The sequence below is a fragment of the Williamsia sp. Y853 genome (assembly GCF_056786495.1).
In genome coordinates this window covers 250,404-274,538 of sequence record NZ_JBXCJC010000004.1, presented here as the reverse complement: position 1 = coordinate 274,538, position 24,135 = coordinate 250,404, and the positions used below count along the sequence as shown (strand labels likewise).

24 protein-coding genes are annotated in these 24,135 nt (G+C 64.7%); 11 read left to right on the top strand and 13 right to left on the bottom strand.

Features of this window, described 5'->3' with window-relative positions; all coding sequences use genetic code 11:
• Window positions 1-81 precede the first annotated feature (81 nt).
• Window positions 82-2,637 (top strand): trehalose-phosphatase, encoded by a 2,556-nt coding sequence (gene otsB, locus AC1TPF_RS21820; RefSeq protein ID WP_482145292.1) that lies wholly within the window; start codon window positions 82-84, stop codon window positions 2,635-2,637.
• 222 nt (window positions 2,638-2,859) lie between these two features.
• On the opposite strand, the gene AC1TPF_RS21815 is transcribed toward otsB, so the two are convergent.
• A complete protein-coding gene (locus AC1TPF_RS21815; RefSeq protein WP_482140901.1) occupies window positions 2,860-3,687 on the bottom strand; it encodes a transglutaminase-like domain-containing protein in 828 nt (275 codons plus the stop codon).
• Between the two features lie 36 nt (window positions 3,688-3,723).
• On the bottom strand, window positions 3,724-4,809 hold the full coding sequence (locus tag AC1TPF_RS21810; protein WP_482145291.1) for an ROK family protein: 1,086 nt from the start codon (window positions 4,807-4,809) through the stop codon (window positions 3,724-3,726).
• 106 nt (window positions 4,810-4,915) lie between these two features.
• On the opposite strand from AC1TPF_RS21810, the gene AC1TPF_RS21805 reads away from it, so the two are divergent.
• The gene (locus AC1TPF_RS21805; protein WP_482145290.1) at window positions 4,916-5,683 is read left to right on the top strand and encodes an SDR family NAD(P)-dependent oxidoreductase; all 768 of its coding nucleotides are present in this window, start codon (window positions 4,916-4,918) and stop codon (window positions 5,681-5,683) included.
• Between the two features lie 150 nt (window positions 5,684-5,833).
• Window positions 5,834-7,453, top strand: coding sequence for a DUF6777 domain-containing protein (locus AC1TPF_RS21800; RefSeq protein ID WP_482145289.1), 1,620 nt, complete (start codon window positions 5,834-5,836; stop codon window positions 7,451-7,453).
• Between the two features lie 102 nt (window positions 7,454-7,555).
• On the opposite strand, the gene AC1TPF_RS21795 is transcribed toward AC1TPF_RS21800, so the two are convergent.
• Window positions 7,556-8,869: a L,D-transpeptidase gene (locus tag AC1TPF_RS21795; RefSeq protein WP_482140909.1), complete on the bottom strand. Its 1,314-nt coding sequence runs from the start codon at window positions 8,867-8,869 to the stop codon at window positions 7,556-7,558.
• 78 nt (window positions 8,870-8,947) lie between these two features.
• Entirely contained in the window at window positions 8,948-10,030 is a 1,083-nt protein-coding gene (locus AC1TPF_RS21790; RefSeq protein WP_482140911.1) for a UDP-N-acetylmuramate dehydrogenase, read from the bottom strand.
• Here AC1TPF_RS21790 and AC1TPF_RS21785 point away from each other — a divergent pair.
• The 5 genes from AC1TPF_RS21785 (at window position 10,029) to AC1TPF_RS21765 (ending at window position 13,882) form a co-directional block, all read left to right on the top strand.
• The gene (locus tag AC1TPF_RS21785; RefSeq protein ID WP_482145288.1) at window positions 10,029-10,529 is read left to right on the top strand and encodes a DUF2505 domain-containing protein; all 501 of its coding nucleotides are present in this window, start codon (window positions 10,029-10,031) and stop codon (window positions 10,527-10,529) included. The two genes, AC1TPF_RS21790 and AC1TPF_RS21785, sit on opposite strands and share 2 nt — an antisense overlap.
• A 69-nt stretch (window positions 10,530-10,598) precedes the next feature.
• Window positions 10,599-11,108: a DUF2505 domain-containing protein gene (locus AC1TPF_RS21780; RefSeq protein ID WP_482140914.1), complete on the top strand. Its 510-nt coding sequence runs from the start codon at window positions 10,599-10,601 to the stop codon at window positions 11,106-11,108.
• Window positions 11,101-11,880, top strand: coding sequence for a class I SAM-dependent methyltransferase (locus AC1TPF_RS21775; RefSeq protein ID WP_482145555.1), 780 nt, complete (start codon window positions 11,101-11,103; stop codon window positions 11,878-11,880). Before AC1TPF_RS21780 ends, AC1TPF_RS21775 begins: the two co-directional genes overlap by 8 nt.
• 23 nt (window positions 11,881-11,903) lie before the next feature.
• Window positions 11,904-12,737, top strand: coding sequence for a carbon-nitrogen hydrolase family protein (locus AC1TPF_RS21770; RefSeq protein WP_482145287.1), 834 nt, complete (start codon window positions 11,904-11,906; stop codon window positions 12,735-12,737).
• Window positions 12,738-12,781: 44 nt separating this feature from the next.
• Complete coding sequence (locus AC1TPF_RS21765) at window positions 12,782-13,882, top strand: LmeA family phospholipid-binding protein (RefSeq protein WP_482145286.1); 1,101 nt, start codon at window positions 12,782-12,784, stop codon at window positions 13,880-13,882.
• An 18-nt stretch (window positions 13,883-13,900) separates the two neighbouring features.
• On the opposite strand, the gene purU is transcribed toward AC1TPF_RS21765, so the two are convergent.
• Window positions 13,901-14,782 carry a formyltetrahydrofolate deformylase gene (gene purU, locus AC1TPF_RS21760; RefSeq protein WP_482140920.1) on the bottom strand — a complete coding sequence of 294 codons (882 nt, stop codon included), beginning with the start codon at window positions 14,780-14,782 and terminating at the stop codon, window positions 13,901-13,903.
• A gap of 27 nt (window positions 14,783-14,809) precedes the next feature.
• On the opposite strand from purU, the gene deoC reads away from it, so the two are divergent.
• Window positions 14,810-15,502 (top strand): deoxyribose-phosphate aldolase, encoded by a 693-nt coding sequence (gene deoC / locus AC1TPF_RS21755; protein ID WP_482145285.1) that lies wholly within the window; start codon window positions 14,810-14,812, stop codon window positions 15,500-15,502.
• Window positions 15,503-15,538: 36 nt separating this feature from the next.
• Here deoC and AC1TPF_RS21750 read toward each other — a convergent pair whose 3' ends face one another.
• The 8 genes from AC1TPF_RS21750 to AC1TPF_RS21715 form a co-directional block, all read right to left on the bottom strand.
• Window positions 15,539-16,237 carry an MOSC domain-containing protein gene (locus tag AC1TPF_RS21750; protein WP_482140924.1) on the bottom strand — a complete coding sequence of 233 codons (699 nt, stop codon included), beginning with the start codon at window positions 16,235-16,237 and terminating at the stop codon, window positions 15,539-15,541.
• The gene (locus tag AC1TPF_RS21745; protein ID WP_482140926.1) at window positions 16,234-17,157 is read right to left on the bottom strand and encodes an alpha/beta fold hydrolase; all 924 of its coding nucleotides are present in this window, start codon (window positions 17,155-17,157) and stop codon (window positions 16,234-16,236) included. Before AC1TPF_RS21745 ends, AC1TPF_RS21750 begins: the two co-directional genes overlap by 4 nt.
• A complete protein-coding gene (locus AC1TPF_RS21740; RefSeq protein ID WP_482145284.1) occupies window positions 17,157-18,206 on the bottom strand; it encodes an alpha/beta fold hydrolase in 1,050 nt (349 codons plus the stop codon). The genes AC1TPF_RS21745 and AC1TPF_RS21740 overlap by 1 nt, the downstream gene beginning before the upstream one ends.
• Window positions 18,207-18,226: 20 nt before the next feature.
• Window positions 18,227-18,994, bottom strand: a complete 768-nt coding sequence (locus AC1TPF_RS21735; RefSeq protein ID WP_482140930.1) for a MerR family transcriptional regulator — start codon at window positions 18,992-18,994, stop codon at window positions 18,227-18,229.
• A gap of 128 nt (window positions 18,995-19,122) precedes the next feature.
• Window positions 19,123-19,416, bottom strand: a complete 294-nt coding sequence (locus AC1TPF_RS21730; RefSeq protein WP_482141459.1) for a DUF2516 family protein — start codon at window positions 19,414-19,416, stop codon at window positions 19,123-19,125.
• A 109-nt stretch (window positions 19,417-19,525) separates the two neighbouring features.
• Window positions 19,526-20,263 (bottom strand): heparin-binding hemagglutinin, encoded by a 738-nt coding sequence (locus AC1TPF_RS21725; RefSeq protein WP_482141460.1) that lies wholly within the window; start codon window positions 20,261-20,263, stop codon window positions 19,526-19,528.
• Entirely contained in the window at window positions 20,250-20,729 is a 480-nt protein-coding gene (locus AC1TPF_RS21720) for a helix-turn-helix domain-containing protein (RefSeq protein ID WP_482145554.1), read from the bottom strand. The genes AC1TPF_RS21725 and AC1TPF_RS21720 overlap by 14 nt, the downstream gene beginning before the upstream one ends.
• 122 nt (window positions 20,730-20,851) lie before the next feature.
• The gene (locus AC1TPF_RS21715) at window positions 20,852-22,171 is read right to left on the bottom strand and encodes a DUF445 domain-containing protein (protein WP_482140932.1); all 1,320 of its coding nucleotides are present in this window, start codon (window positions 22,169-22,171) and stop codon (window positions 20,852-20,854) included.
• A 132-nt stretch (window positions 22,172-22,303) separates the two neighbouring features.
• Here AC1TPF_RS21715 and AC1TPF_RS21710 point away from each other — a divergent pair, with 132 nt between their 5' ends.
• Complete coding sequence (locus AC1TPF_RS21710) at window positions 22,304-23,092, top strand: TetR/AcrR family transcriptional regulator (RefSeq protein ID WP_482145283.1); 789 nt, start codon at window positions 22,304-22,306, stop codon at window positions 23,090-23,092.
• A 5-nt stretch (window positions 23,093-23,097) separates the two neighbouring features.
• Window positions 23,098-23,949 (top strand): SDR family NAD(P)-dependent oxidoreductase, encoded by an 852-nt coding sequence (locus tag AC1TPF_RS21705; RefSeq protein WP_482140935.1) that lies wholly within the window; start codon window positions 23,098-23,100, stop codon window positions 23,947-23,949.
• Window positions 23,950-24,135 lie beyond the last annotated feature (186 nt).

The window sequence follows — 24,135 nt, the reverse complement described above, 5'->3', positions numbered from 1 at the left end:
GTCTGTGATGAGCACTGCAATTACGCCCGCCTTGCGCAGTGGATTGGACTTCGCCGGGGTGCACAGACTTAGACTCTCGTAGTGAGTGCACAAGACCTGGCTCCGGAACTGCGGCGCGCCCTCAAAGCCATCGCTCGTATGCCCAGGCTGCTCGTTGCCTCGGATTACGACGGCTGCATGGCCCCCATCGTTTCCCGACCTCAAGATGCACGACCCAACGTCGATTCGGTACGGGCCATGCGGGCCCTCGCCGAACTCGACTCGACCACCGCGGCAGTGATCTCCGGGCGCGCGCTGCGCGACCTGGCGACCCTGTCGCGTCTTCCGGCGGAGGTTCACCTCGTCGGAAGCCATGGCAGCGAGTTCGACGTGGGCTTTGTCCACGAGATCACCCCCGAGGCCACCGAACTCCTCGAAACGTTGATCGTCGAACTGCGCGCCATCGCTTCCGACTTCGACAACGTGACCGTGGAGACCAAACCGGCCAGCACCGCGCTGCACGTCCGGAACGCCACTCCGACCGACGCCGACGCAGCCTTGCACCGGGTTCGCACCGGGCCGGCGACCTGGGACGGCGTGCAGGTGACCGAGGGTAAGTCCGTCATCGAGCTCGCGGTCATCAAAACCGACAAGGGCCAGGCACTCGACATCCTGCGCCACGAGGCCGGGGCCAGCGCCGCCATCTTCTTCGGCGACGACGTCACCGACGAAAAAGCCTTCCACCGCCTGCACGGACCCGACTTCGGTATCAAGGTCGGCGAGGGCGACACCCTGGCCACCTATCGGGTCGACGACACCGAACAGGTTGCCGCCGCATTGGCTTTCCTCGTCGAGGAACGTCGCACCTGGCTGAGCGGCGACGCCGCCGTCCCCATCGAGCGGCTGACGATGCTCGCGTCCCCGCGCACCGTCGCACTGGTCACCCCGGAAGCCGACATCTGCTGGATGTGCCATCCCGAGCCCGACTCCGCGGCACTGTTCGCGAACCTGCTCGGCACCGACGAGGCAGGCGAGTTCTCGATCAGCCCGATCGTCGAGGGAGACAAGAAGCCTCTCCCGCTGAGCCAGCGCTACATCGACGGAACGATGACCGTCCGGACCCGGTGGGCCGGACTGGAGGTCACCGACTACCTGCCGCACGACGTCAACGTCGGCCGCACCGACCTGACCCGTGTGATCCGCGGAAGTGTGAAGGCTCGGGTGCGGTTCTCACCGCGTCCGGAGTTCGGCCAAGCCGCCGTACGCATCGAGGTGTCCGGCGACGGGCTGCGGGTGTCCGGCTCCAACGAGCCGATCGTCCTGCGCGCTCCGGGGGTCACCTGGGAAATCGAAACCGACCGCCAGCACCAGATCGCGACCGCGGTGATCCAGCTCTCCGAAGAGCCGGTGGTGCTCGAACTCCGCTGCGGGTCCGAAGACCTCGAGCCCTCGTCGGTTCCGGAACCCGAGCGCCGCGCGGAGGCCGAACGGTACTGGAGTGAATGGGCCGCAACGCTGGACCTCCCCGGCATCAAGCGTGACCTGATGAAGAGGTCGGCGCTGACGCTGCGCGGACTCGTCCACAGCGACACAGGTTCGATCATGGCCGCGGCCACGACCTCATTGCCCGAGGAAATCGGCGGAGTCCGCAACTGGGATTACCGCTATTGCTGGCTGCGCGATGCGGCCATGACCGCGTCGGCGCTGGTGTCCGTCGGCTCGTTCAAAGAAGCCGAGGACTACCTGGGCTGGCTACACCGAGTGCTCGGCACCGTCACCGGCCCCGAGTGGCTGCATCCGCTGTACACACTGGCAGGCGGTGGGCTTCCGCCGGAAGCGGTCATCGACTCCCTGCCGGGATATGCCGGTTCGCGTCCGGTCCGGGTCGGCAACGCGGCCAACCAGCAGGTCCAGCTCGACGTCTTCGGACCCATCGTCGACCTGATCTCGACCCTGTCCCACGCCCGCGCCGCCGCAGGCCACCCGGATCCGCTGACGGCCGCCGACTGGGAACTGGTGCAGGACATGGTCTACGCGGTGGAACGCCGCTGGACCGAGCCCGACCACGGTATCTGGGAGATCCGCGGCAACCCCCGCCATCACGTGTACTCCAAGGTGATGTGCTGGCTGACCGTCGACCGGGCACTCAAACTCGGCAAGGAGTTCGGCCGCGAGACCGAACTCGGATGGCCGGTGCTTCGCGACACCATCGCGCGCCAGGTCCTGAGCCAGGGCTGGAACGAAAAGGCCAACTCCTACACCGCCGCCTACGACGGCGTCGACCTCGATGCCGCGACACTGCAGATCGGATTGTCGGGACTCATCGACCCGTCCGATCCGCGGTTCACCGCCACTGTCGTTGCGACAGAGGCCGAACTCCGCAGCGGCTCAACGGTGTATCGGTATCACCACGACGACGGTCTGCCCGGCGACGAGGGCGGCTTCCACCTCTGCGCCGCCTGGCTCATCGAGGCCTACCTCCTCATCGACCGGCGCAACGATGCAGAAGCGCTGTTCGACCAGATGGTCAAGGTGACCGGTCCGACCGGACTGATCTCGGAGGAATACGACCCCATCGCCGAACGGGCCCTTGGCAATCACCCTCAGGCCTACAGCCACATCGGATTGCTCCGCTGTGCACGGCTGTTGGGCGAGTAGCACCCGGGCACCAAGCCCTCTCCAAGTGGACACCAAGGGCCGCCGTGGACAGTGTTCACATGAACTACCAACCACGACGCGGGAAGAGTTTCACGTGGATCTGCTTGACCTGCACACCGACCCCGGAAGCGCCGCTGCCCCCGCAACGTTCTGCCGCGCCACAACGATGCACCACCCCACGGCCCTGGCGTTCGTCGGTCCGTCGTCACAGCCTGTGATCTGCTAACGCAGCTGGACCTGCAACGACGGATCGTCGATCGGTAGATAGCCGGCCACAATCGCCCCTACCTGATAGCTGCGCAGGACGACGTCGCCGCCGTGGCTGTCGAGAAAGGCGGTATCGGCGGCATCCCGACCAGAGGCGATCCGGACCAGCGATTGACGTGGCGCCAGCCCCGTGGCGTCCACGACCACCCACCGGCCGTCGATCAACGCCTCGGCGACGGCATGAAAATCCATCGGGTACAGACCCGGGGCGTACACCGACACCAGGCGGGCCGGAATTCCCAAGGCACGCAACAGCGCAACCACCAGATGTGCGAAGTCCCGGCAGACTCCGGCCCCCGACAGCAAGGTGTCGACTGCGCCGTCGATGGGATCGCTGGCACCGAAGATGTACGAAAGTCGCTGCCGGACAAAGTTCGTGACCGCCACCAACTGCTCAGCCGCAGGCATACTCGTATCGAACTGACCCGCGGCGAAGCCGAAGAACTTGTCGGCCTCGGCATACCGGCTCGGCCGGAGGTAGAGCGAACGGTCGAATTCGGCCACTTGCGCCGGATCAGCCGGCGTCAGGACACTCGCCGAGTATTCGACGTAGAGCTCACCGGACTCCACCTGCAGCCAGTGAATACGACTACCGCTGGCCGTCACGATCTCATCCGGGACAATTCGGTTGCCATCCAACCGAATTGACAGATTCTCGTTCAGTTCCGTACCGGGGAGACGGGCCACTGCGATCTGCAATTCGATATCGGTGGCCTTGTTCACCAGTACGTCGAGTACAGCCGAAACGTCACGTTGAGCGGTTTGCCCGAAGTCACCTGACATGGATTGGACGATCCCTTCCCCGAATGGTTTGCCGAGTCAGGAACTCGAGTTCTGCAAGGCCCCGATGGGATCAGCGTAGAGCGCTCCGAGCGATACCACCACGGCTGCACCTTCCTGGACACGCGCACCGAACCGCGGCGGCGACAGTTCCATCGGTCCCAGCCCGCTGGCCGCATCGAACGCCGCCTGCACCGGAGCCAGACCATCGCGATGTTCGGCAAAGACATGGCCGGCCAGGACCACCCGATCAGGATTGATCAGATCGCGCACCAGAGCCACCATCTCGCCGAGTACTCGTGCTCGTTCGTCGTGCAACGCACCCGGATCGCCTCCGGCGGCCACCGCATCGTCGAACACCTTGCGGCCGACAACATCCTGCAATAGCGATTGCGCCTGCCCGGTCAACAGCGGCGCGTGCACCGGCAGATGGCCGATATTGCCGGGCCGCTCCTGCACTCTGCCGTCGATCGTGATTGCCAGGCCGACCGTCTCACGAACGTAGAAGAGCAGATCGGTGCCGGTGGTGTTGTCTGCACCGGCCAGGAGCAACTCGGCCGCCGCCATCGCCTGAACGTGCTGACTGACCGATACCGGCAACGCCAATTCGTTCTCAAGGGCTTCACCGACCGGTGCCCGCCGCCAGCCGAGTTGAGCATGGTCGACGCTGCCGTCCTCGTAGACCGTGCCACCGACAGCGGCACCGGCCCACAGCGGTACCCGCTGGGTGAATGATTCGGCGACCAACGCCGCCCGCCGCGCGATCAGCCGGAGAGCCTCCTCTGCAGGCCCGACCGGCGTCGACATCGCGACGGTCTGCAACGGTCGGCCACCCAGGTCCGCAACCATCAGCAAGGTCGAACGGGCACCGATGTGCACGGCGATCACACAGAACCGATCGCGATCGAGGGTCAACGGCACCTTCGGGCGACCGATGGCTCCGGACGCAACAAGGTCCGGACGTTCCCGTACGAGCCCGAGCCGATCGAGTGCCTGCAATTGCCTGTTGACGGTCGCCGGAGACAAGCCTGTTGCCGCAGGCAGGCGGTCCCGCGTGACGGGTCCCTGGGTGCGGACAGCCCGGAACACCACCGCGGCGGCGCCATCACCCCGTTCAAACGACACGGTCCGTGATTCACCGGATCGGGCTCGCGGTCGAGATCCGCCTGCTACTTCGTCAGACCCCATGGTGGAAAAATCTACCGGTCGCAGCGCACCTAGACTGCACACCATGACAATTGCAGCCAGCGCCGCGTCCAATACTGGTGATCGCAAGGTCGCCGTTGTAACCGGGGCCAGTTCGGGTATCGGCGAGGCCACAGCCAGAGTTCTTGCTGCGCAGGGCTATCACGTTGTGGTCGGCGCCCGCCGCATCGACCGCCTCGAGAAACTGGCCGCCGAGATCAACGGAACGGCCATCCCCCTCGATGTCACCGATGAGGAATCCGTGCAGAAGTTCTGCGCACAGATCCCTGCGGTCGACGTCCTGATCAACAACGCAGGCGGCGCGAAGGGGCTTGCCTCCGTCGCCGAGGCAGACCTCGACGACTGGCGCTGGATGTGGGAGACCAACGTCCTGGGAACCCTGCGGGTGACCAAGGCGCTGCTGCCGAAACTCATCGACTCCGGCGACGGACTGATCGTCACCATCAGCTCGATCGCCGCCATCGAGGCCTACGACAACGGGGCCGGCTACACGACGGCCAAACATGCTCAAGCGGTTCTGCACCGGACACTGCGGCCCGAGCTTCTCGGCAAGCCGGTCCGGCTGACCGAGATCCAGCCGGGCATGGTCGAGACCGAGTTCTCACTTGTTCGCTTCGAGGGCGATGCCGAGAAGGCCGACAAGGTCTACGAGGGACTGACACCGCTCACAGCCGAGGATGTGGCCGAAGTGATCGGTTTCGTCGCCAGCCGCCCGCCTCACGTCAATCTCGACACGATCCTGCTGATGCCCCGGGACCAGGCCTCCGCCCGCCGAAACATCAAGACAGGCTAGACGTTTTCGGGTGTTCCTATGTTCGTATGAACATCCCAGGGTTTGGTAACACATCGCGCACCCCGTTCGAAGTCCAGACATAATCCTTGAGCGGGTAACCGGTCCCCCACCACGGCGGGCCAGGGTCCGCACCGGACCTTGGAGACTCGAGTGAGCTATCCGTACGACGCTGCATCCACCGGACCGATCTCGACTCCACCCAACGACCGCAAGCAGATCGTCATCGTGCTTGCGGTCGTTGCGGCATTGCTGCTGACGTTCCTCGGCATCGGTGCGGCATATCTGTTCACGAATTCCGGAAGCAAGGTCAAGGCAACGACCGCGCCAGAGCTCGTATTGGAAGCGGCCAACAGCACCGGCACCGACCCCTTCACACCGTCGGTCGCGGTCAGCAACCGTCCTCTGGACCCGACCGTGACCGGACTCGCTCCCGCGGGTGCGGTCACCGTCCGCGGTGTCGAAGGGATCGACGGCACCACCAGCGGTCTCTACGGCGCCGATGGTGACGCGGTCTGCGACACTGCGGCGTTGGCCAACCACCTGGCCAACAATCCGGCCAAGGCCGCCGCTTGGGCGAGCGTGTTCGGGATCAGCACCGCTCAGATCCCGTACTACCTCGACACACTCACCCCCGTTGTCCTGACCCGCGACACCTGGGTCACCAACCACAGCTACTCGAGTTCCGGCGCGTATGCGTTCCAATCGGTGTTCGAGGCAGGGACTTCGGTACTCGTCGACGCGTACGGCGTTCCCCGTGTCCGCTGCTCGTGCGGCAATCCTCTTGCGCCACCGGCAAGTACACCGGTCGCCGGATATCGAACCGTCGGCGATCCGTGGCCGCGTTACGCACCCCGGCAGGTCGTGTACGTGACCTACAACAACGAGCACACGACGATCGTCAACAACACCACGACCGTCGTCCCGGCGCCCAACCCGGCACCGACACCGGTCGCACTGACCCTGCTGGATCTGAACACGCTGCAACCACTGATCCGCGCGGTAGGCGGCATTCTGAACCTCGAAGGCCTTCCGCCACTGACCGGACCGTTGCCGTCACCAGCCGCCCTGAACACTCCGTTCGCGTCCGCTGATCCAAACCAGCAGGCGGCCAACGGGATCCAGGCCGACGGGCAGCCGGCTCCGGAGGTCCGGCGTCGCGCGGCCGCTGAAACATCTGAGTCGTCAGCAACCGACGTGCCGGCACCACAAGCGGAGGTTCCCGCCGAATCAACGGTCCCGGCAGCTCCGGTGTCTTCCGATCCGGCAGTGCCCGTGGCGCCTTCGGCCCCCAGCGCACCTGCTGCACCGCCTGTCGACGAGGTTCCGGCTGCACCGGCGACGAGCCCCAGCGTGGCCCCGACGCCGACCGTGTTCACCGGCAGCGGTGACATCATCTCGAGTTTCACCTTCACCGCCGAAGACGCATCGGTCACCTGCACGGTCCCCGATCCGACTCAGACAACAGCAGAACTCAGCTGTACAGACGACGTGAAACGAACGGTGTCGACGAGCTCGCTGGCTCAGCCGTCGGTGACCTCGTCGACGGACAGCCTCGGGGTCTGGGCGGTCAAGCTGACCGACGTCACCGATCCGGAGAACCCGACGACCGAGACGGCAACGATCTCAAAGGCGGTGTGGACCCTCCTCCCGACTGCCACCGTGGCACCGCCGGAACCCGAAGTCGCCCCGGCGGCCGAGACTCCGACCACTGAACCCCGGACGGTCACCAGCGAGCCCACCACCGCATCATCGGCACCCGCGGCGGGCTGACAGCCAGAACACAGAGATGCCCCGGAGCCGAAGCTCCGGGGCATCTCAATGTGGTCGCTGCCGCAGATCAGACTGCGGCGTAACGCAATGGTGGACGGGGGCTCAGCCGACCGGCGCTCGGGGAGCCCCAGAGTTCACCGGCGTCGTCGGGATGCCGGACACGTCCGGAGCATTCGTCGGTGTGGCAGGCGCCGACTGCACGTCGGGCGCACCACCGATCGCCGACAACGACTTCCAGGTTTCCCAGTCGTAGATCCAGTCGAAGATGTCACCGTCGGCCTCCGACAGTGGGACCCGGGTGTTGATGACCTCGACCGGGTCGCCGTACATCGCGGTGTTGAAATACTGCTCCGCGTCTTCGAGTGAGAGGTTGACGCAGCCGTTGGTGACGTTCGAAGATCCTTGGACGCCAAGGGTTGCCGGGTTGGCGTGGATGAACTCACCGTTGTTGGAGATCCGAACCGCAAAGCGCTCGAGCACATTGAAGTAGCCTGCGGCCGGGTTGCTCATGTAGAACTGCTCATGCTTTTCGCTGACGACATGGATGCCGGAGCGGGTGACGTTGCGGTCGAGGTCACCTTCGCCGTAGCTACACGGCAGCGTCATCAGCGTGTTGCCGTCGTTCTGTACAACGATCTGATGTGAGTCGGCGTCGGCCTTGACGATCTGGTTGCGCCCGATCACGAAGTCGCTTGTGACGTCGGCCTCGCCATAGCTGCCGTCGCCGTAGTCCACGCCGTAGAGCTTGCCGACCATCGACACCGTGGTGCCCGGTTGGTAGTAGTCCTTGGTTCGCCAGTGCACCCGGGACCCACCGTCTTCGCCCAGCCAGCCCCAACTGCCCTCGGTCGCCGGTGTGGTGGTGACCGTCAGTGCCTTCTCGACGGCTTCCTTGTCTGTCACGACGCCGTTGAACTTGAGCATCAGCGGTGCGGCGATCCCGACTTCTTGACCGTCGGCGATGTTGATCACCAGACCGATCTGGCTGTCCGGGGTGAGTGTGCCGAAACCACCGGTGATCGGGACAGCTTTGCCGTCCTCCCCCATCGCCGAACCCGCCCACGTGTACTGGCCGCCGTAGCCCAGGGGTTCGGTGATCGTGAAGGTGGTGCGGTCGGCCGACAGTTCGCCGGACACCACCCGCCCGTTCGCATTGGTCAGTTGCACATCGGGATTGAGCACGCCGTCGGAGACCTTGACCGACACCACCTCGATAGGTGAGGCGTCGGTCACGTCGAGGGCCGGGCTGTACGAGATATCGGCTTTCGGCTCCGTAGGCGCCTTGCTCCCGCCGGCACCACCGGTCGAGTCGTCGCCGGTACTGCAGGCCGCAGCGGTCACCCCGGCCGCACCGACGGCTATCGCCGTGAGGGCCGCGCGCCGAGACAGCAGCAGACGGTCACGGTATTCAGTCATGCGCCAAACAGTACCTGCGTCGCTGGTCGCCACCGCCTGTCGCACCGCGTACGTGTGCCACAGTGTCACCTGAACGAACTACAACGAACAGCCGACCAACACCGGTTCCGGCTCGAGCCACAGACCAAATTTCTGCTGCACGCCACCGCGCACCTGGCGAGCCAGGTCGATGATGTCTGCGCAGGTGGCCTGCCCCCTGTTGGTCAACGCCAATGCGTGCTTGGTGGACAGCCGGGCGCGCGCATCGGCGTCGGGATAACCCCGCGCAAAACCCGCCCGCTCGATCAACCATCCGGCCGAGAGTTTCACACCGTCATCCGCAGGGAACTGCGGCACGGTCGCCTCCGAACCGAGCTCCTGGACGATCTGGGTCAGGACCTTGGGCAAATACTCATGCGGGACAATCGGATTCGTGAAGAACGAGCCGACGCTCCAGGTGTCGTGGTCGTCGGGGTCGAGGACCATCCCCTTGCTCGCCCGTAACGCCAGCACGGTCTCGCGCACCTTCGGGGCCGGCGCTCGCGCCCCGTCTTCGAGGCCGAGGACCCGAGCCAATTCTCCGTAGCGGATCGGCTCACTCTGTCCGTCGTCGCGGAGCCGGAACGAGACGCGAACCACCAGTTCGTCATTGCGATGTTTGAGTCGGCTGGTGCGATATCCCAGGCCCAGGTCACCCGAGTCGACCCAGTTGAGGGCGCCGGAGCGGCGATCGAGGATCTGCACCGACCGCAGCAGCGAACCGACCTCCACCCCATACGCACCGACGTTCTGGACCGGTGTGGCACCGGCGGCGCCCGGAATCCCGGACAGGCATTCGAGCCCGCCGAATCCGCGCTCGACGCTCTCGGCCACCAGCGCATCCCAGTTCACACCGGCATCGGCGACGACATGATCGGAGCGCCAGTCGAGCTCGGTGTTGTTGATCCGGACCACTGTTCCGTCGAATCCGTCGTCACCGACCACCAGGTTCGACCCGCCACCCACCAGCAGCACCGGAGTGCCCGCGGCATCGAGGCGTCCGACGGCGTCGACCAACGACTCGGAGTCACCGCAGTTCACGACGTCGCGGGCGGGACCGCCGACGCGCAAGGTGGTGATCTCGGACAGCAAGAGGCGGTCATGTGTTTGTGCGGCCACCCCGCAACGGTAGCCTGCACTCATGGCGACCAAGCTGCAGCATTCGATCGACTTTCCGTGTCCCCCGGCCGACTTCGCTGCGGCGGTCACGTCCGAGCAGTACTGGAATGACCTGGTGGCCAACGTTGCAGCCGACGTTTCCGAGCTCGAATCGTTCAAGGCCACCGACGACGAGGTCACCGTGGTCCTGCAGCAACGTGTCCCCGAAGACAAACTGCCGTCAATTGTGACCAAGGTCCGTCCCGGCGACCTCCACATCGCCCGCACCGTCATCTGGTCGATCACCGACGGCGCCATCTCCACCGGCACCTTCGCCGCTGTGGTCGAAGGCGCACCCGCCAAGGTCAACGGCACGCAGAACCTGGCCGCCACGGCATCGGGCAGCACGGTCACCTTCGAGGGCTCCGCCGACGTGGCAATCCCCTTTGTCGGCGGCAAGGTCGAGAAGGCGATCATCGAGAACATCACCGAGTTGATGGCCGCCGAGCGCGACTACACGATCGAATGGCTCAACGCGCGCTGACCAGCGCCGCACTGCCCCGAGCGCGAGGCGGATCCAAGGCCTGATGTTCCAACGGGTTACCCTGTGCCCATGGCACGACGTCTGTCCTACTCCGCCCGGTACCACCATGCCCCGAAGAAGGTGTACGAGGCCCTGTCCCTGCGGGAGTTCTGGGACGCGCAGATGGAAGAGTTCCGCAAGCTCACCCCGCAGTCGGAGATCGATTCCTACATCGTCGGCGACAACGGGGTCGATGTCGTCCTCAAGCAGGTCCTTCCGCGCACAGAATTGCCGCCGATCGCACAGACGGTGATGGCCAAGGACATGGTCATCACCCGCACGGAGTCGCTGGGTCCGTTTGATCCGGACAGCACCAAGGGCACCTATGCGGCGTCGATCCCGGCCGGCCCCGGCAGCCTGACCGGCGTGCAGGAGTTGTTCCCGACCGAGACCGGCTGCACCATCCGCCGGACCACCGAGGTCAAGGTCTACATCCCGTTCATCAACGGCAAACTCGAGCAAATGATGCTGGTCAACCTGGTCGATCTGTTCCGAGGTGAAGCGGAATTCACCTCGGGGTGGATTGACGCCAATCTCTGAGCGGCGGCCGGAAGGGACGATCACCCGCGGTACAACCGGTATCAACCGGCTCCGTCGTGTCGATCGCTGGATAGCCCACCACCGGCCGATACTCGCTGCCCTGGAGTCGGCACGGCAACCGCTGGCCGTCGACCTCGGCTACGGCGCCCGTCCGGACACCGCGCTCGAACTCGCGGCACGGCTCCGCGCCGTGGTTCCCGGTACCCAACTCGTCGGACTCGAAATCGATCCGGCCCGGGTGGTGCCGCCGCAGGACGGGGTGCGATTTGCCGTCGGCGGTTTCGAACTGGCCGGACTGCGACCTCAACTGGTCCGTGCCTTCAACGTGCTGCGGCAATACGACGAGTCACAGGTCGACGCGGCCTGGGCGCGCATGCAGCAACAGCTTGCACCGGGCGGTTACATCGTCGAAGGAACGTGCGACGAACTCGGTCGCCGGTGCTGCTGGATCCTGCTCGACGCGCACCATCCCCTGACCTTCACGCTGGCGTGGGATCCCGCGCGCAGCGCACGTCCCTCGGACCTGGCCGAACGCCTCCCCAAGGCGCTCATCCACCGCAACGTACCCGGCGAACGGATCCACAACCTGCTGGCCAGTCTGGATCGCTGCTGGGACATCGCAGCGCCGTTTGCACCCTTCGGTCCACGCCAACGTTGGCACCGCACGCTGGAGTTGTTGTCCACCTTCGGTTTTGCCCCGACGCCTGATCGTCGGCGCCATCGCGACAACATCGTCACCGTTCCCTGGGATCAGGTCGCACCCCGAATCTGACCACCGGTCGTAGGGTGGACGTCATGCGTATTGCCATCGCCCAGATCAGCAGCGGATCCGACCCGGACAAGAATTTGGCGACGGTTTCGGAGCAGACCTCGGCCGCCGCAGCACAGGGCGCGGAACTGGTCGTCTTCCCGGAAGCCACGATGTGCCGCTTCGGGGTGCCCCTCGGTCCGGTCGCGCAACCTCTCGACGGCCCGTGGGCGACCGCGGTCGGCAAACTCGCCGCCGAACACCAGATCACCGTGGTCGCCGGGATGTTCACCCCCGGCAGCACCGATCGGGTGCGCAACACACTGGTCATCGCAGGCCCGGACGGCCAGATCACCGGGTACGACAAAATCCACCTGTACGACGCGTTCGGATTCGCCGAGTCGAAGACCGTGGAACCCGGTGACCACACGGTCGCGTTCGACGTCGGAGCGGTCACCGTGGGCACGGCCACCTGCTACGACATCCGTTTCCCACAACTGTTCACCACACTGGCCGACCGCGGTGCGACCCTGATCGTCGTCCCCACATCGTGGGGCGCCGGCCCGGGAAAGCTGACGCAGTGGCAGACCCTCGCAGCGGCCCGCGCACTCGACAGCGGCTGCTTTGTCGCCGCTGTGGGACAAGCGGTTCCGTCTGATCCCGCGGTCGCCGAATCGACGGCGCCGACCGGCATCGGCCATTCGATCCTGGCGGGACCTTTCGGAAACGTGCACGTCGAACTCGGTGAGGCGCCCGAGCTTTCGGTCATCGACCTCGACTTCGACGAAGTCGACCGGGCCCGTCGTGCGATCGCCGTTTTACCGAATCGTCGCGACATCAATTCATTGGCCTCTACCAGCGTCGATACCGAAACACAGTAAACTCTTAGGCGCGGTTGCGCGCCGACCATGCATCATCGTTGGTGATGAACAATCGCGACGACGCCGAGTCGACACCGGACGACGAAACCCAGCCTGCGCCCCCGACTGAGGGTGCGCCGTCGCCCGCTGTGTCCGAGAATGCAACCAGTGATGACCTCAACTCGGACACCGACCAGTTTCCACCGGTTCCGTCCGGCCCTGCCCCCGAGGCCTATTCGAGCGGTCGCCAGGACACCGCGCAGCTCGAGGTGCCGCCGGACGGGTTCGAGCCGTACTCCGGTTCTGGCGGGCCCCCGCCCGCGGGCCCGGCATACGGTCCGGTATCGCCGGAACGGCCCAAACGTCGGACCGGCATGATCGTCAGTGTTGTCGCGCTCAGTGTCGTGCTCCTGCTGGTGATCATCGGGGTGGGCAGTGAGCTGGTCATCCGCAACAAGGCCCAGGACTGCCTCGAGCAGTCGTTCGGTGAACTCACCGGCGCCTCGACCTCGGTGTCGTTGAGCAAGCGGCCGATGTTGCTCCAGTGGGCCTCCGGAACGGTTCCCTACGTCCAGGTCGACACGAGCAACGAAGGCGACTCGTCAATGCGCCTGCACGCCCGCGGCGACGACATCCAGAGCGGCGACAACGAAACCACCATCGGTGAAATCCAGGGCTCGGGCTACGTGCCGTTCGCCCGCATCATGGAACTGAGCCAGACACCCCAAGCAGAACCCACCGAGCCGTCCGAACCCTCCGGCGGTGGTCTGAGTGGACTCCTCAGCGCGATGGGTGGCGGGATGACCGTGGACAGCGTCACCGGCAATGCCGCCGCAGGCACGATCACCGTCAAAGGCAACTTCCAGCTGCTGATGCTGCCGATCCCGGCCGAAGCAGAGCTCAAGCCGGTCACCCAGAACGGCAAACTCACGTTCGAGGTGGTGCAGGCCAGCGCCGCCACCCTGGGCATCCCGAACTCCTGGGCCCAGGCCCTGGTCGATCAGATCAGCGCGGGACTGTTCCCACCGCTGTTCAACGAGCTCACCTTCGAACAGCTCACCGTCTCCGACAAGGGTGTCGAGTTCGCGGTCTCCGGCAGCGATGTCGCGCTGAACAACCAGACGACCGGCTCGAACGAGTCCGGTGAGAGCTGCACCGTCCTCTGACGACCGGGGACCGCTCGATCAGCTGAAGACGACCGTCTTGTGGCCGTGCACCAGCACCCGGTCTTCCAGGTGCCACCGCAGTCCGCGAGCCAGCACCAGCTTCTCGATGTCGCGGCCCTGCCGCACCATGTCGGCCACCGAGTCCGAATGATCGACGCGGATCACGTCCTGCTCGATGATCGGTCCGGCGTCGAGTTCGCCGGTCACGTAGTGGCAGGTGGCGCCGATCAGCTTGACGCCCCGCTTGAAGGCCTGGTGGTACGGCCGCGCTCCGATGAACGACGGCAGGAAACTGTGGTGGATGTTGATCGCCTTGCCTGCCCAGTGCTCGCACAGCCCTTCGGGCAGGATCTGCATGAACCGCGCGAGCACCACGGCGTCCGGATCGTGTGAGTCGACAAGCGCCTGCAGCTCTTCGAATGCGCCGGCCTTGTCCTTGTCGAACGGGATGTGGTGGAACGGCACACCCAAGCGGGTGCTGAAGTCCTCGAGGTCTCGGTGATTGCCGATCACGGCGCTGACCTCCGCGGGCAGCTCACCCCGATACGAACGGCCAAGTAGATCGCCCAGGCAATGACCCTCTCGGCTCACCAGCAGGACGGTCTTCTTGGGGACGGCCGAATCACTCACGCGCCACTCGGTTTCGGGGCCCAGTTGCGCCACCACTTCCGCTTCGAAGCGGGCGCGCAGCTCCTCGAACGTCAGCGCCACCGAATCGGCACGGACAGCCTGGCGGGTGAAGAACCAGCCGGAATCGGGATCGGAGTGATAGGCGGCCTCGACGATCCAGGCACCGACCTCGGCCAGAAAACCTGAGATGCGGGAGACGATTCCCGTGGTGTCTGGGCATCCGAGCGTCAGCACGTACCGATGGCCATCTGGCGGCGAGAATGTGGTCACAACTGTCCAGTGTGCCAAGCTCGATTCATGCCCGACACCCCGACCGGTCCACAGCTCACCCGATCAGTCGTCGCCGCCATGGTCGACCACACACTCCTCAAGCCCGAAGCGACCCGCGCGGACGCTGCGGCGACGGTCGCCGAGGCCAACGACCTCGGTGTGCTGGCCGTCTGCCTCTCACCGTCGATGCTCCCCATCGACACCGGATCTGCGCTGAGCTGCGTTGTGGTGGGCTTCCCGTCGGGTAAGCACCATTCGCTGATCAAGGCCACCGAAGCGAAACTGGCCGTCGACTCCGGCGCGCAGGAGATCGACATGGTGATCGACGTCGGCGCGGCGGTCGACGGCAAGTTCGACGAGGTGTTCACCGACATCTTGACCGTCCGCGAAGGGATCGGCGCCGGGGTCACCTTGAAGGTCATTATCGAATCGGCGGCACTCCTCGCCCTCGCCGGACCGGAAACCGTGACGGCGGTCTGCAAGGTCGCGGTCAAAGCCGGTGCGACGATGGTCAAGACCTCGACCGGCTTCCATCCGGCAGGCGGTGCCAGCGTCGAAGCCGTGCAACTGATGTCGGCAGCCGTACCCAAACATGTCGGTGTCAAGGCCAGCGGTGGTATCCGAACTGCGGAGTTCGCAACCGAACTGATCGCGGCAGGCGCCACCCGGCTCGGGTTGTCCGGATCTCGGGCCGTGCTGGATGGTTTTCCGGAAGCCTGAACCTGGATTACGGGGTTGTCGCCCGCACGACGTGACTCATCCTGTCGCGTCCGGCGGGCGTCCGTGCAGGCGTCGGCTGTCACTGTCCCGCCGTCCCGAAAGTCGCTTGTGCAGAAGGGTTGACCACGACGGAGGCAGCACGCCGGGCTCGTCGAGAAGTCGCCGAATGGCAGGCGCATCCCCGCGGTCGATGTTGAGTACGCGGTGAACCTCGGCGACCGTGATGCCGTGCCTGGGAGCATGTTGCAGGACCAGGCAGTCGCCGGATGAAAGACGACCAGGCACAAGCACTCTCAGATAGAAGCCGGTCCGCCCCGTGCGCTGGGTCACCACTGCGAGGTCGTCGATGCCATGGAAGGCTGCGAGTTTGAAGCACGGGCGACGGGGCTGGCTCACCTGTACGGTCACACTTCCGATGTTGAACACCGAGCCGATCAGGGCATCGGTTTCGAGTAGCCCGGTGATGGTGAGGTTCTCACCGAACGCGGGGCGCCCGAAGGTCTCGAGCGCGTCGCCCCAGGCTTCGTAATGCTCGTTCGGGTAGGCCAGAATCGCTTTGTCGGGTCCGCCGTGGTTTCTCCGGTCACCCTGTTCGTCACCCACCACACCACGTTTACCGACAGTGACCGGGCCCGATACCGGCACCTTGGCGATCGCAGACGGGACGGCACGTCCATGCCACCGCAATGACTGCACGCCACCAACCGACACGTAGAGCACGCGCGGGCCCGTCATCGTGCACTCTCCCCCGCCAGGTCGGCGATGACGGCGTTGAACCGGTGCGGTTGCTCCCAGTTCAGTAAATGTGTTGCATTTCGCCAGGTTTCGAGCCTTTCCAGGGAACCGGCACGGCGCAGGGCCTCGGCGAGTGGAACCGCAAGCCGGGGCGGCGTGAGTCGATCGCGGCCGCCGACGAGAACGGCGACAGGGATCGCCATCGCCGACAGGCCCCGTGCCACGTCCAGGTTCTCCAGGCAGCGTCCGACCTTTTCCCTCGTGCGCCAATCGGTGTCACGCAAGATCTCGCCGAGGAAGTCGAGTTGCGCCCGGGTCGCTCCGGGGAACACCGCACCGGCGGCCACCATGCCGGATCGCATGAGCAGGTCACCGCCGGCCCAATGGATGGCGCTGAACGTCAGCCATGCCATCTCGTATTGGACGCGGCGAAGGAGCGTGACCGGACTGGCCAGGCGTACAGGACCTTTCGTCACCGGCGAGGTTGCCGACGTACCGGCGAGCACAATCGACCTCGCGTAGCGCCCGACCTCGGACGGGTACTGCGTGGCCCAGCTCATCACCGACATCCCTCCCATGCTGTGCCCGACGATCACAGCGGGCCGATTGTCGGCCACAGTGTGCTCGAGCACCGCCGAGAGGTCTTGCCCGAGGTGTTCGTTGGTCATCGATCCGCTGCCGAGTTCAGATCGGCCGTGCCCGCGCTGGTCATAGGTGATCACCCGGAATCGATCGGCCAGGCCGTTGATCTGCGGATGCCAGTAGCGAGCGCTGACGGCGAAGCCGTGCACGAGCACCACCGGATCGCCGTCGGCCGGACCATATTCGTACACGGCAATCGAGGCGCCCCCTGGGCGGTCGATGACGGTGTGCCGCATGTCGATCTGCGGGGCCCGCAGCAACGGCTGACCCCGAGACATCAGCCGGCCGTTCGATCCAGCAGATCGGTCAGCAGTGCGTTGTAGCCCACCGAGTTCTCGATACTGCTCATATGCCCGATCCCCGGCCACACCACCAGGTCGTCGAGGTGGCCGTGGCCGCGCAGCGCGGCGGCCATCGATTCGGCGTGGACGGCCGGGGTGAGTTTGTCGTCGGCGCCGACGACCACGAGTGTCGGCACCACGAGCGCGTCCAGACCGCCCGATACGTCGAGGTTGACCAGCGCATGGCCCCACTTACCCCGCGACCGTCCCGGACAGGCCGCCACCATCTCGTCACAGAAGTCGACATGCGATCCGCGTGAGGTCGTGTTCAGCGCGATGTACTGGGTGACCTTGCGCGACACCTTGGTTCGCGGGAGGTGAACGGTGGCGCCGGCGACGAGACGACTCGTCAGGTACTCGATCGGCGAGAGTGCGTCAGGCAGGTCGAGCGGAATGAGACCGAGATTGGGCAGCAGATGCTCGGCGCAGGTGGAGGTCAGCACCACGGCGCGCGCCACCTCGGGGACGCTGCCCGGAAACTGCTCGGCCCACGACAGAATTGTCATTCCTCCCATGCTGTGACCGGCTATCAGTGCTTTACGGCCTTGCGGGACAACCGCACTCAGCACGGCCTGCAGATCCTGACCCAGGAGATCAGCGGTCAGCTTCGAGGTTCCGCGCGGCGAACTGCCATGCCCGCGCTGGTCATAGGCGACCACGCGGTACCGGTCGGAGAAGGCATTGATCTGCGGGTACCAGTATTGGGTGCTGCAGGTCCAGCCATGCACGAACACCAGCAACTCACCATCGGGCGGCCCGTAGGCGAGCACATTGAGTTCGGTACCGTCACCGGCCCGAACGGGTATCCGCTCGGGTTCCGCAGCGGGTGTGGCCAGGAACGGATCCGGCTCGTCCTCAATGGGATCCGGCGCCAGCAGTGCCGCGCGAACAATCGATCCCAGGAACGTTCCGGTGATCGCAGCACCGGCCGCGACCACACCGCCTGCGACGATCGCTCCCCCGAGCGCGATCTTCTTTCCGTTCACACTTTTCCCCTCATGCCTGTTTAGTGACTTTCCACATCGCCTGTGGCGACCGGCTTTTCATCGTCAGAGGCCATCATCAACTCGGCACCGCGATCAAGAGCCTTGGAGATCTCGGCATCCATGGCTTTGCTGAAGGCGACTTCGACGATGTCGTGCGCCATCGGGCGAACGGTCTGCACCAATTCGGCGAGCCTGATCACCTCGCTCTCCTCGAGTTCGAAGGGTTCTCCTTCGACGAGGTATTTGTCGGTGACAATCGAGACGAAGCTCGCGGCGATGTCCTGCAGGTCATCCTGGACGCGTTCCCAGCGGTCGAGCAGGACTTCCAGGTCGATTCCGGCTTTGACCAGAACCTCGGCGCCTGCCAGGACCTCCGGGTTGGTGACGGCATATCCGGCGCCTTCTTTGACCAGCAGACCGAGACGCTGTCCCAGCGCGATGCTGCTGTCGGTGGCTCCGAGACCTTTACGCAATTCCGAGATCGTGATCGTGGCGACGCGGCGAAAGTTCTTCCAACGGCTGCCACGTTTGGGCTCGCCTTCGAGTACGTGCTCGACCTTGAGCCCGTACCGCGCCGCCATCAGCAATTCGCTGATGGTCGCAAACGTGTAGCCACGCTCGAGCATCTGCGAGATCATCTTCAGGCGACTCAGGTGCTCGGAGGAGTACCACCCCGTGCGTCCCTTGATCTTCGGCGGAGGCAGCAGCCCGCGATCCTGATACACCCTGATGTTGCGAACGCTGACGCCGGAGATATCCGCGAGCTCGTTGATCCGGTATTCAGCCATCTGCTCATTCTAGGTCGACCACCAGCGGTTCTCGGCGATGGGACCAGCGTGCTATATGACACCAGACATTGTCAAGGTCTGACGCCTCAAGGGGCTCGACGGCGTCGACCCCACGACGACGGCGCCGATCAGACCTTGCGGAACCACGACTTGTTCTGGATCGAATCGACCCGCGGGCGAACATCCACGATGTACACCAGCGTCGCGACCACACCGACGATCCCCAAGATGCCGATGGCGCCAAAAAGCCAGATGAACACCGTTGCGGCGGCCAGTATCGACACCCAGATCACCTTGCTCTGGCGATCGACTGCCGGAAACGCATCCGGCCGCTGGACCGCGGCATGCACCAACGAAACCGCCGCCGCGATGCCGGCCACAACCGTCAGAGCGAGAAGGACAAAGCTCTGCGCGTAACCCATGAAAGATAGAATGTCCACGAGTTCACCTTACTGTCCAATTCACCTGACGGTCGCAGCGTCGCATCGCAGCGGCCGGTTTTGAAACCCCAAACCTGACGTGTTGAAGCCCTTACTTCGGCGGGGCCTTCTTGGCCGGAGCCTTCTTCGCGGGGACCGCCTTCTTGGCCGGAGCCTTCTTTGCGGGGGCCTTCGCGGCCGGAGCCTTGGCCTCGGCGATCTTCTTGGCCGGGGAGTCGCTTGCGGTCCTAGCCTTCGCCTCTACGGTTCCGGCGGCGCCTGCGATCTGTTCGGAAGCCTCCTCGCTGGCGTCCTCGATCTTCTCCGATGCCTCGTCGATCTTGGTCGAGGCGATGCCCGCGAGCTTGGCCGCACGCTGACCGACGGCCCGCGTCTGTGACGAGATGGTGCCGAGGGTGTCCTCGGTCAGGTCGACGGCGTCGCCGTACGCCTTCTCGACGCGGCTGAGCTGCCCTTCGACAGCGGGAGTGGCACGCAAGCGCTCCACGGTCTCTTCGCCGCGCTCGGCCAGCGAGTTGTAGATGTTGGTCGCGACCTCGATGTAGGCCTCGGCGACCTTGCGTAGTTCTTCGGTGGTGAACTTCGAACGCAGCTCGTCGATATTCGACGGAACCTCCTCCGGCAGAGCCGAAATCCGCTCGCGAGTCTCGTCCAGACGACTCTGCGCAGTGGTGCGGGTCTCTTCGAATCGAGCCTGGGCTGTCTCCGTGGCGGTTTCGGTGCGCTCACGCAACTGCGTGATCACGTCATTCACCTGCTTCAGTGCCAGATCTCCGGCACCAACGGCGGCATACAGTGGGTTTGCGAGATTGCGGTCAGCTTTGGTCATCATGTCCCTCCAGCGTGGACTTTAAAGTGGTTTGTGTTGCGCTCGTGCCACTTTCGACCTCGGCCCGGCTCTCTTTACAGAACGAATCGTAGATCTCGAGCAACACTTGCTTCTGGCGTTCGCTGATGACGGTGTCTGCCATCAGCGCGTCGCGCACCGGGCTCGCAGGACGCTCTTCGAGAATCCCGGCCCGCACATAGAGCACTTCCGCCGACACACGTAGGCCCTTGGCGATCTGGGCCAGCACGTCGGCCGAAGGCTTGCGCAACCCTCGTTCGATTTGACTGAGGTACGGATTGCTCACCCCTGCGCGCTCGGCGAGCTGGCGCAGTGACACCTCGGCGGCAATCCGCTGAGACCTGATGAAGCTGCCTATATCTTGGGCTGCAGTGGCAACGTTGGCACTGAGGTCCTGGGCCGCGTTTGCAGCGGCCGCCACCGGCCCGTCTTCTGGATCAGTTGGCATTGGAACCATCGGTGACTCCTTCAGGTTTCGAGACCTATGGTGCCACGTCTGCTAGCAATTGCAAGCAATGTGCTAATTCGTGACGAAGGCCACAAACAACCTGTCCTTTTTGGGTGGTTTGTTCAGTTGAAAAGCAGCACGGACACGGTGTAGATCGCCAGCCCGGCCAGCGCGCCGACAACGGTGCCGTTGATGCGGATGAACTGGAGATCGCGTCCGACCTGCAGTTCGATCTTGTTGCTGGTGTCGTCGGCGTCCCACCCACGGACGGTCTCGGTGATGACCGAGATGATCTCCTGCGAGTAGTTCTCCGACACGTGCCGTGCCACCCGCACCATCAGCAGATTCATCTTGTCCTGCAGTTCGTGATCATCCCGGATCCGCACGGCGACTCCGATGACCGAATCGGTCAGGGTCTTGCGCAGGGTTCCATTCGGGTCGGCGAGCAGCTGCTCGATCAGGGCCTTGCCCGCATTCCAGGCCGTCGAGGCCGCACCGGTCACCTCGTCGCGCTCGAGCAGCTCCGACTTGATCGCCTCGAGCCGCTCGATCGTCGCCGGGTCATGCTGGAGGTCGTCGGCAAGTTGCACCATCATCGTCGTCATGGCAGTCCGCACCTGATGGTGAGGGTCGGTCTTGACCTTGAACGAGAACTCGACCAGCTCTCGGTAGATCCGATCTCCCACAAAGTGATTGACGAACTTGGGCGCCCACGCGGGCCCGTCCTTGTCGATCACGCGGTCGATCAACTCCTCACTACCGAGGGCAAAGTCATGCGCACGATCACAGACGAGCTGGATCACCGGTTCGAGCCGGTTCTCTGCGATGAGTTGTTCGAGTACGCGTCCGGCCGGCGGACCCCATTCCGGTTCGGCAACCCACTTCATCCCCGCCAGGATCAGCTGTTCGATGTCTTCGTCATCGAGCATCTCTGCGGCGAACGCGATCCCGCGCGCGGCCTCCGCGCCGACGCGCGGCGCATTCTTCGGATCGGCAAGCCACGACGACACCCGTTTCGGCAGAGCCAGTTGGGCAACCTTGTCCTCGATCACGTCCGGTGTCATGAAGTTCTCTTCGATGAACTCCCCCAGCTGATCGCCGATCTGATCCTTCTTCTTACGGATCAGTGCGGTGTGCGGGATCGGAATGCCCAACGGGTGCTTGAAAAGCGCCGTGACAGCAAACCAGTCGGCGAGCGCACCGACCATGCCCGCCTCGGACGCCGCCCGCACGTAGCCGACCCAGGCTGCGACGTTCTCCCCGTCGCGGTCTTCGAGCCAACGGCAGAAGAAGTAGATCACCGCCGCGAGCAGCAGAAATCCGGTCGCGACCATCTTCATCCGCCGCAATGCGGCCTTACGCTGCGCGTCAGCACCCCCGATCCCGGAGATGTTCCGCTTGGGCGCGGGCGGCACTACCGGTGGCGCCTGTGTCGTTTGCATTCATCCAGTGTTACCGAATCTCGGCCGTTCAAGCGGGAAGGCATAAGCGACCCTGCTCTCAATGCATTGCCCGCGTGCCGCGGAACATATGGTGAACGGGCAACAACCGGCAACGAAGAAGAGACTTGTGTGATGTGCCCTCGACCGAATCCGGCAGCAGCCGCGCGCGCTGCGGTCGCAGCTGCTGCGACGGCCGCCGCCAAGGGCGCGTCGTTGCCCAACGCCATCCGCAGTCAGGTGGGCATCGACGAGGTCAAGACCGACGGCCGAAAGCGTCGTTGGGAGGGCCACAAGGAGGCCCGGCGCACCGAACTGGTCGACGGAACGCTCGCTGCGGTCCGGACACTCGGGCCCAACGCCGGCATGGACGAGATCGCCGCCGAGATCGGGGTCTCGAAGACCGTCCTCTACCGATACTTCAGTGACAAGAGCGACCTGACCACCGCAGCGATGATGCGTTTCATCGAGACGGTACTGGTCCCTCGGCTGAGCAGTGCGATCAACGAGGACCTCGAAGAGTTCGACCTCACCCGGATGGTCATCTCCGTGTACGTGCAGACCGTCGCCGATGAACCGCAGATCTACTCGTTTGTGACGGCGGGTGGTTCGGGCGCCCAGGTTCTTGCCGATTCGCAGAAGCTCGTGGCGCAGATGCTCGCGTTCGTGATGATCAACCGGATGGTCGATCAGGGATCCGAGACCGCAGGCGTGGAAACGTGGGCCTACAGCCTGGTCGGCGCAATCCAGCTCGCGGTGCACTGGTGGATGGTCGAACAGCGACTCGGCAAAGAAGAGCTGATCAACTACCTGACGATGTTGGTTTGGTCGGCGATCTCCGGGATCGCGGCGGCAGGCGGTTCCAGCGAGTTTTTCAACGCTCAAGAACATCCCCTCCCCGAGGCGCCTTCACCGATAGATTGACGCCCATGGGTGAGGACAAAACAGCGGCTCCGGTCGCACTGGTGACCGGGGCGAGCCGCGGTGTCGGCAAAGGGGTGGCGACCGCATTGGGTGCGGCCGGCTGGACCGTATACGTAACCGCGCGTGGGGGCACCGGACCCGAGGATCGTCTGGGTCAGACCGTCGCCGCCATCAACGCCGCCGGTGGCACCGGGTTCGGCGTGCGCTGCGACCACACCGACGACGAAGCGGTGGCCTCCTTGTTCGAGAGGATCTCGGCCGAACAAGGTCGGCTCGACCTCCTTGTCAACAACGCCTGGGCTGCGCCAAAGGGTTTCGGTGGTTTCAGTGACAAGTTCTGGGAGCGGCCGGTCAGCGACTGGGACACCCTGATCACGGTTGGTCTTCGCGCGCACTACGTGGCGTGCGTCCACGCGGCGCAGCTCATGGTGCCGCAAGGGCATGGGCTGATGGTCAACATCTCGTCGTTCGGAACCCGCGGCCACCTGCATACCGTGCTCTACGGGATGAGCAAGGCCGCGCTGGACAAAATGGCCTTCGACATGGGCCACGAGCTGGCCGGAACCGGCGTGAGCGCGATCTCCCTGTGGCTGGGCCTGATTCAGACCGAGCTGTTGCTGTCGCTGGGTATCGACGAATTCGCCGGTTTCAAGATCAGCGAAGCAGAGCACCCCGAGTTCGTCGGACGTGTGATCGATCGGCTCTGGCGCGACCCGAATCTACAAACCCACAACGGGCACACACTGGTGACCGCCGAACTCGGCGCCGACTACGGATTGTCGAACAACGACGGCATCGCGCCGAAATCACACCGGGCCCCGTTCGGCGGCGGACCGCTGTTCCCACCGAGTCACTGAAGGCCGCCCACCGGCCATCAGAATTTGCTCCACTTACCGACGTCCGCGCCAGTTGCAGCAGGAGCGAACGCACGCAAGTGGAGCAAATTTGGGTGGGTGGCCCGGTTAACCGTGTAATGGGGTCGTATGAATTTCAACGAATTTCCATAACAGGTCAATACCGCTCACACAAGCCCCCACTTCAAG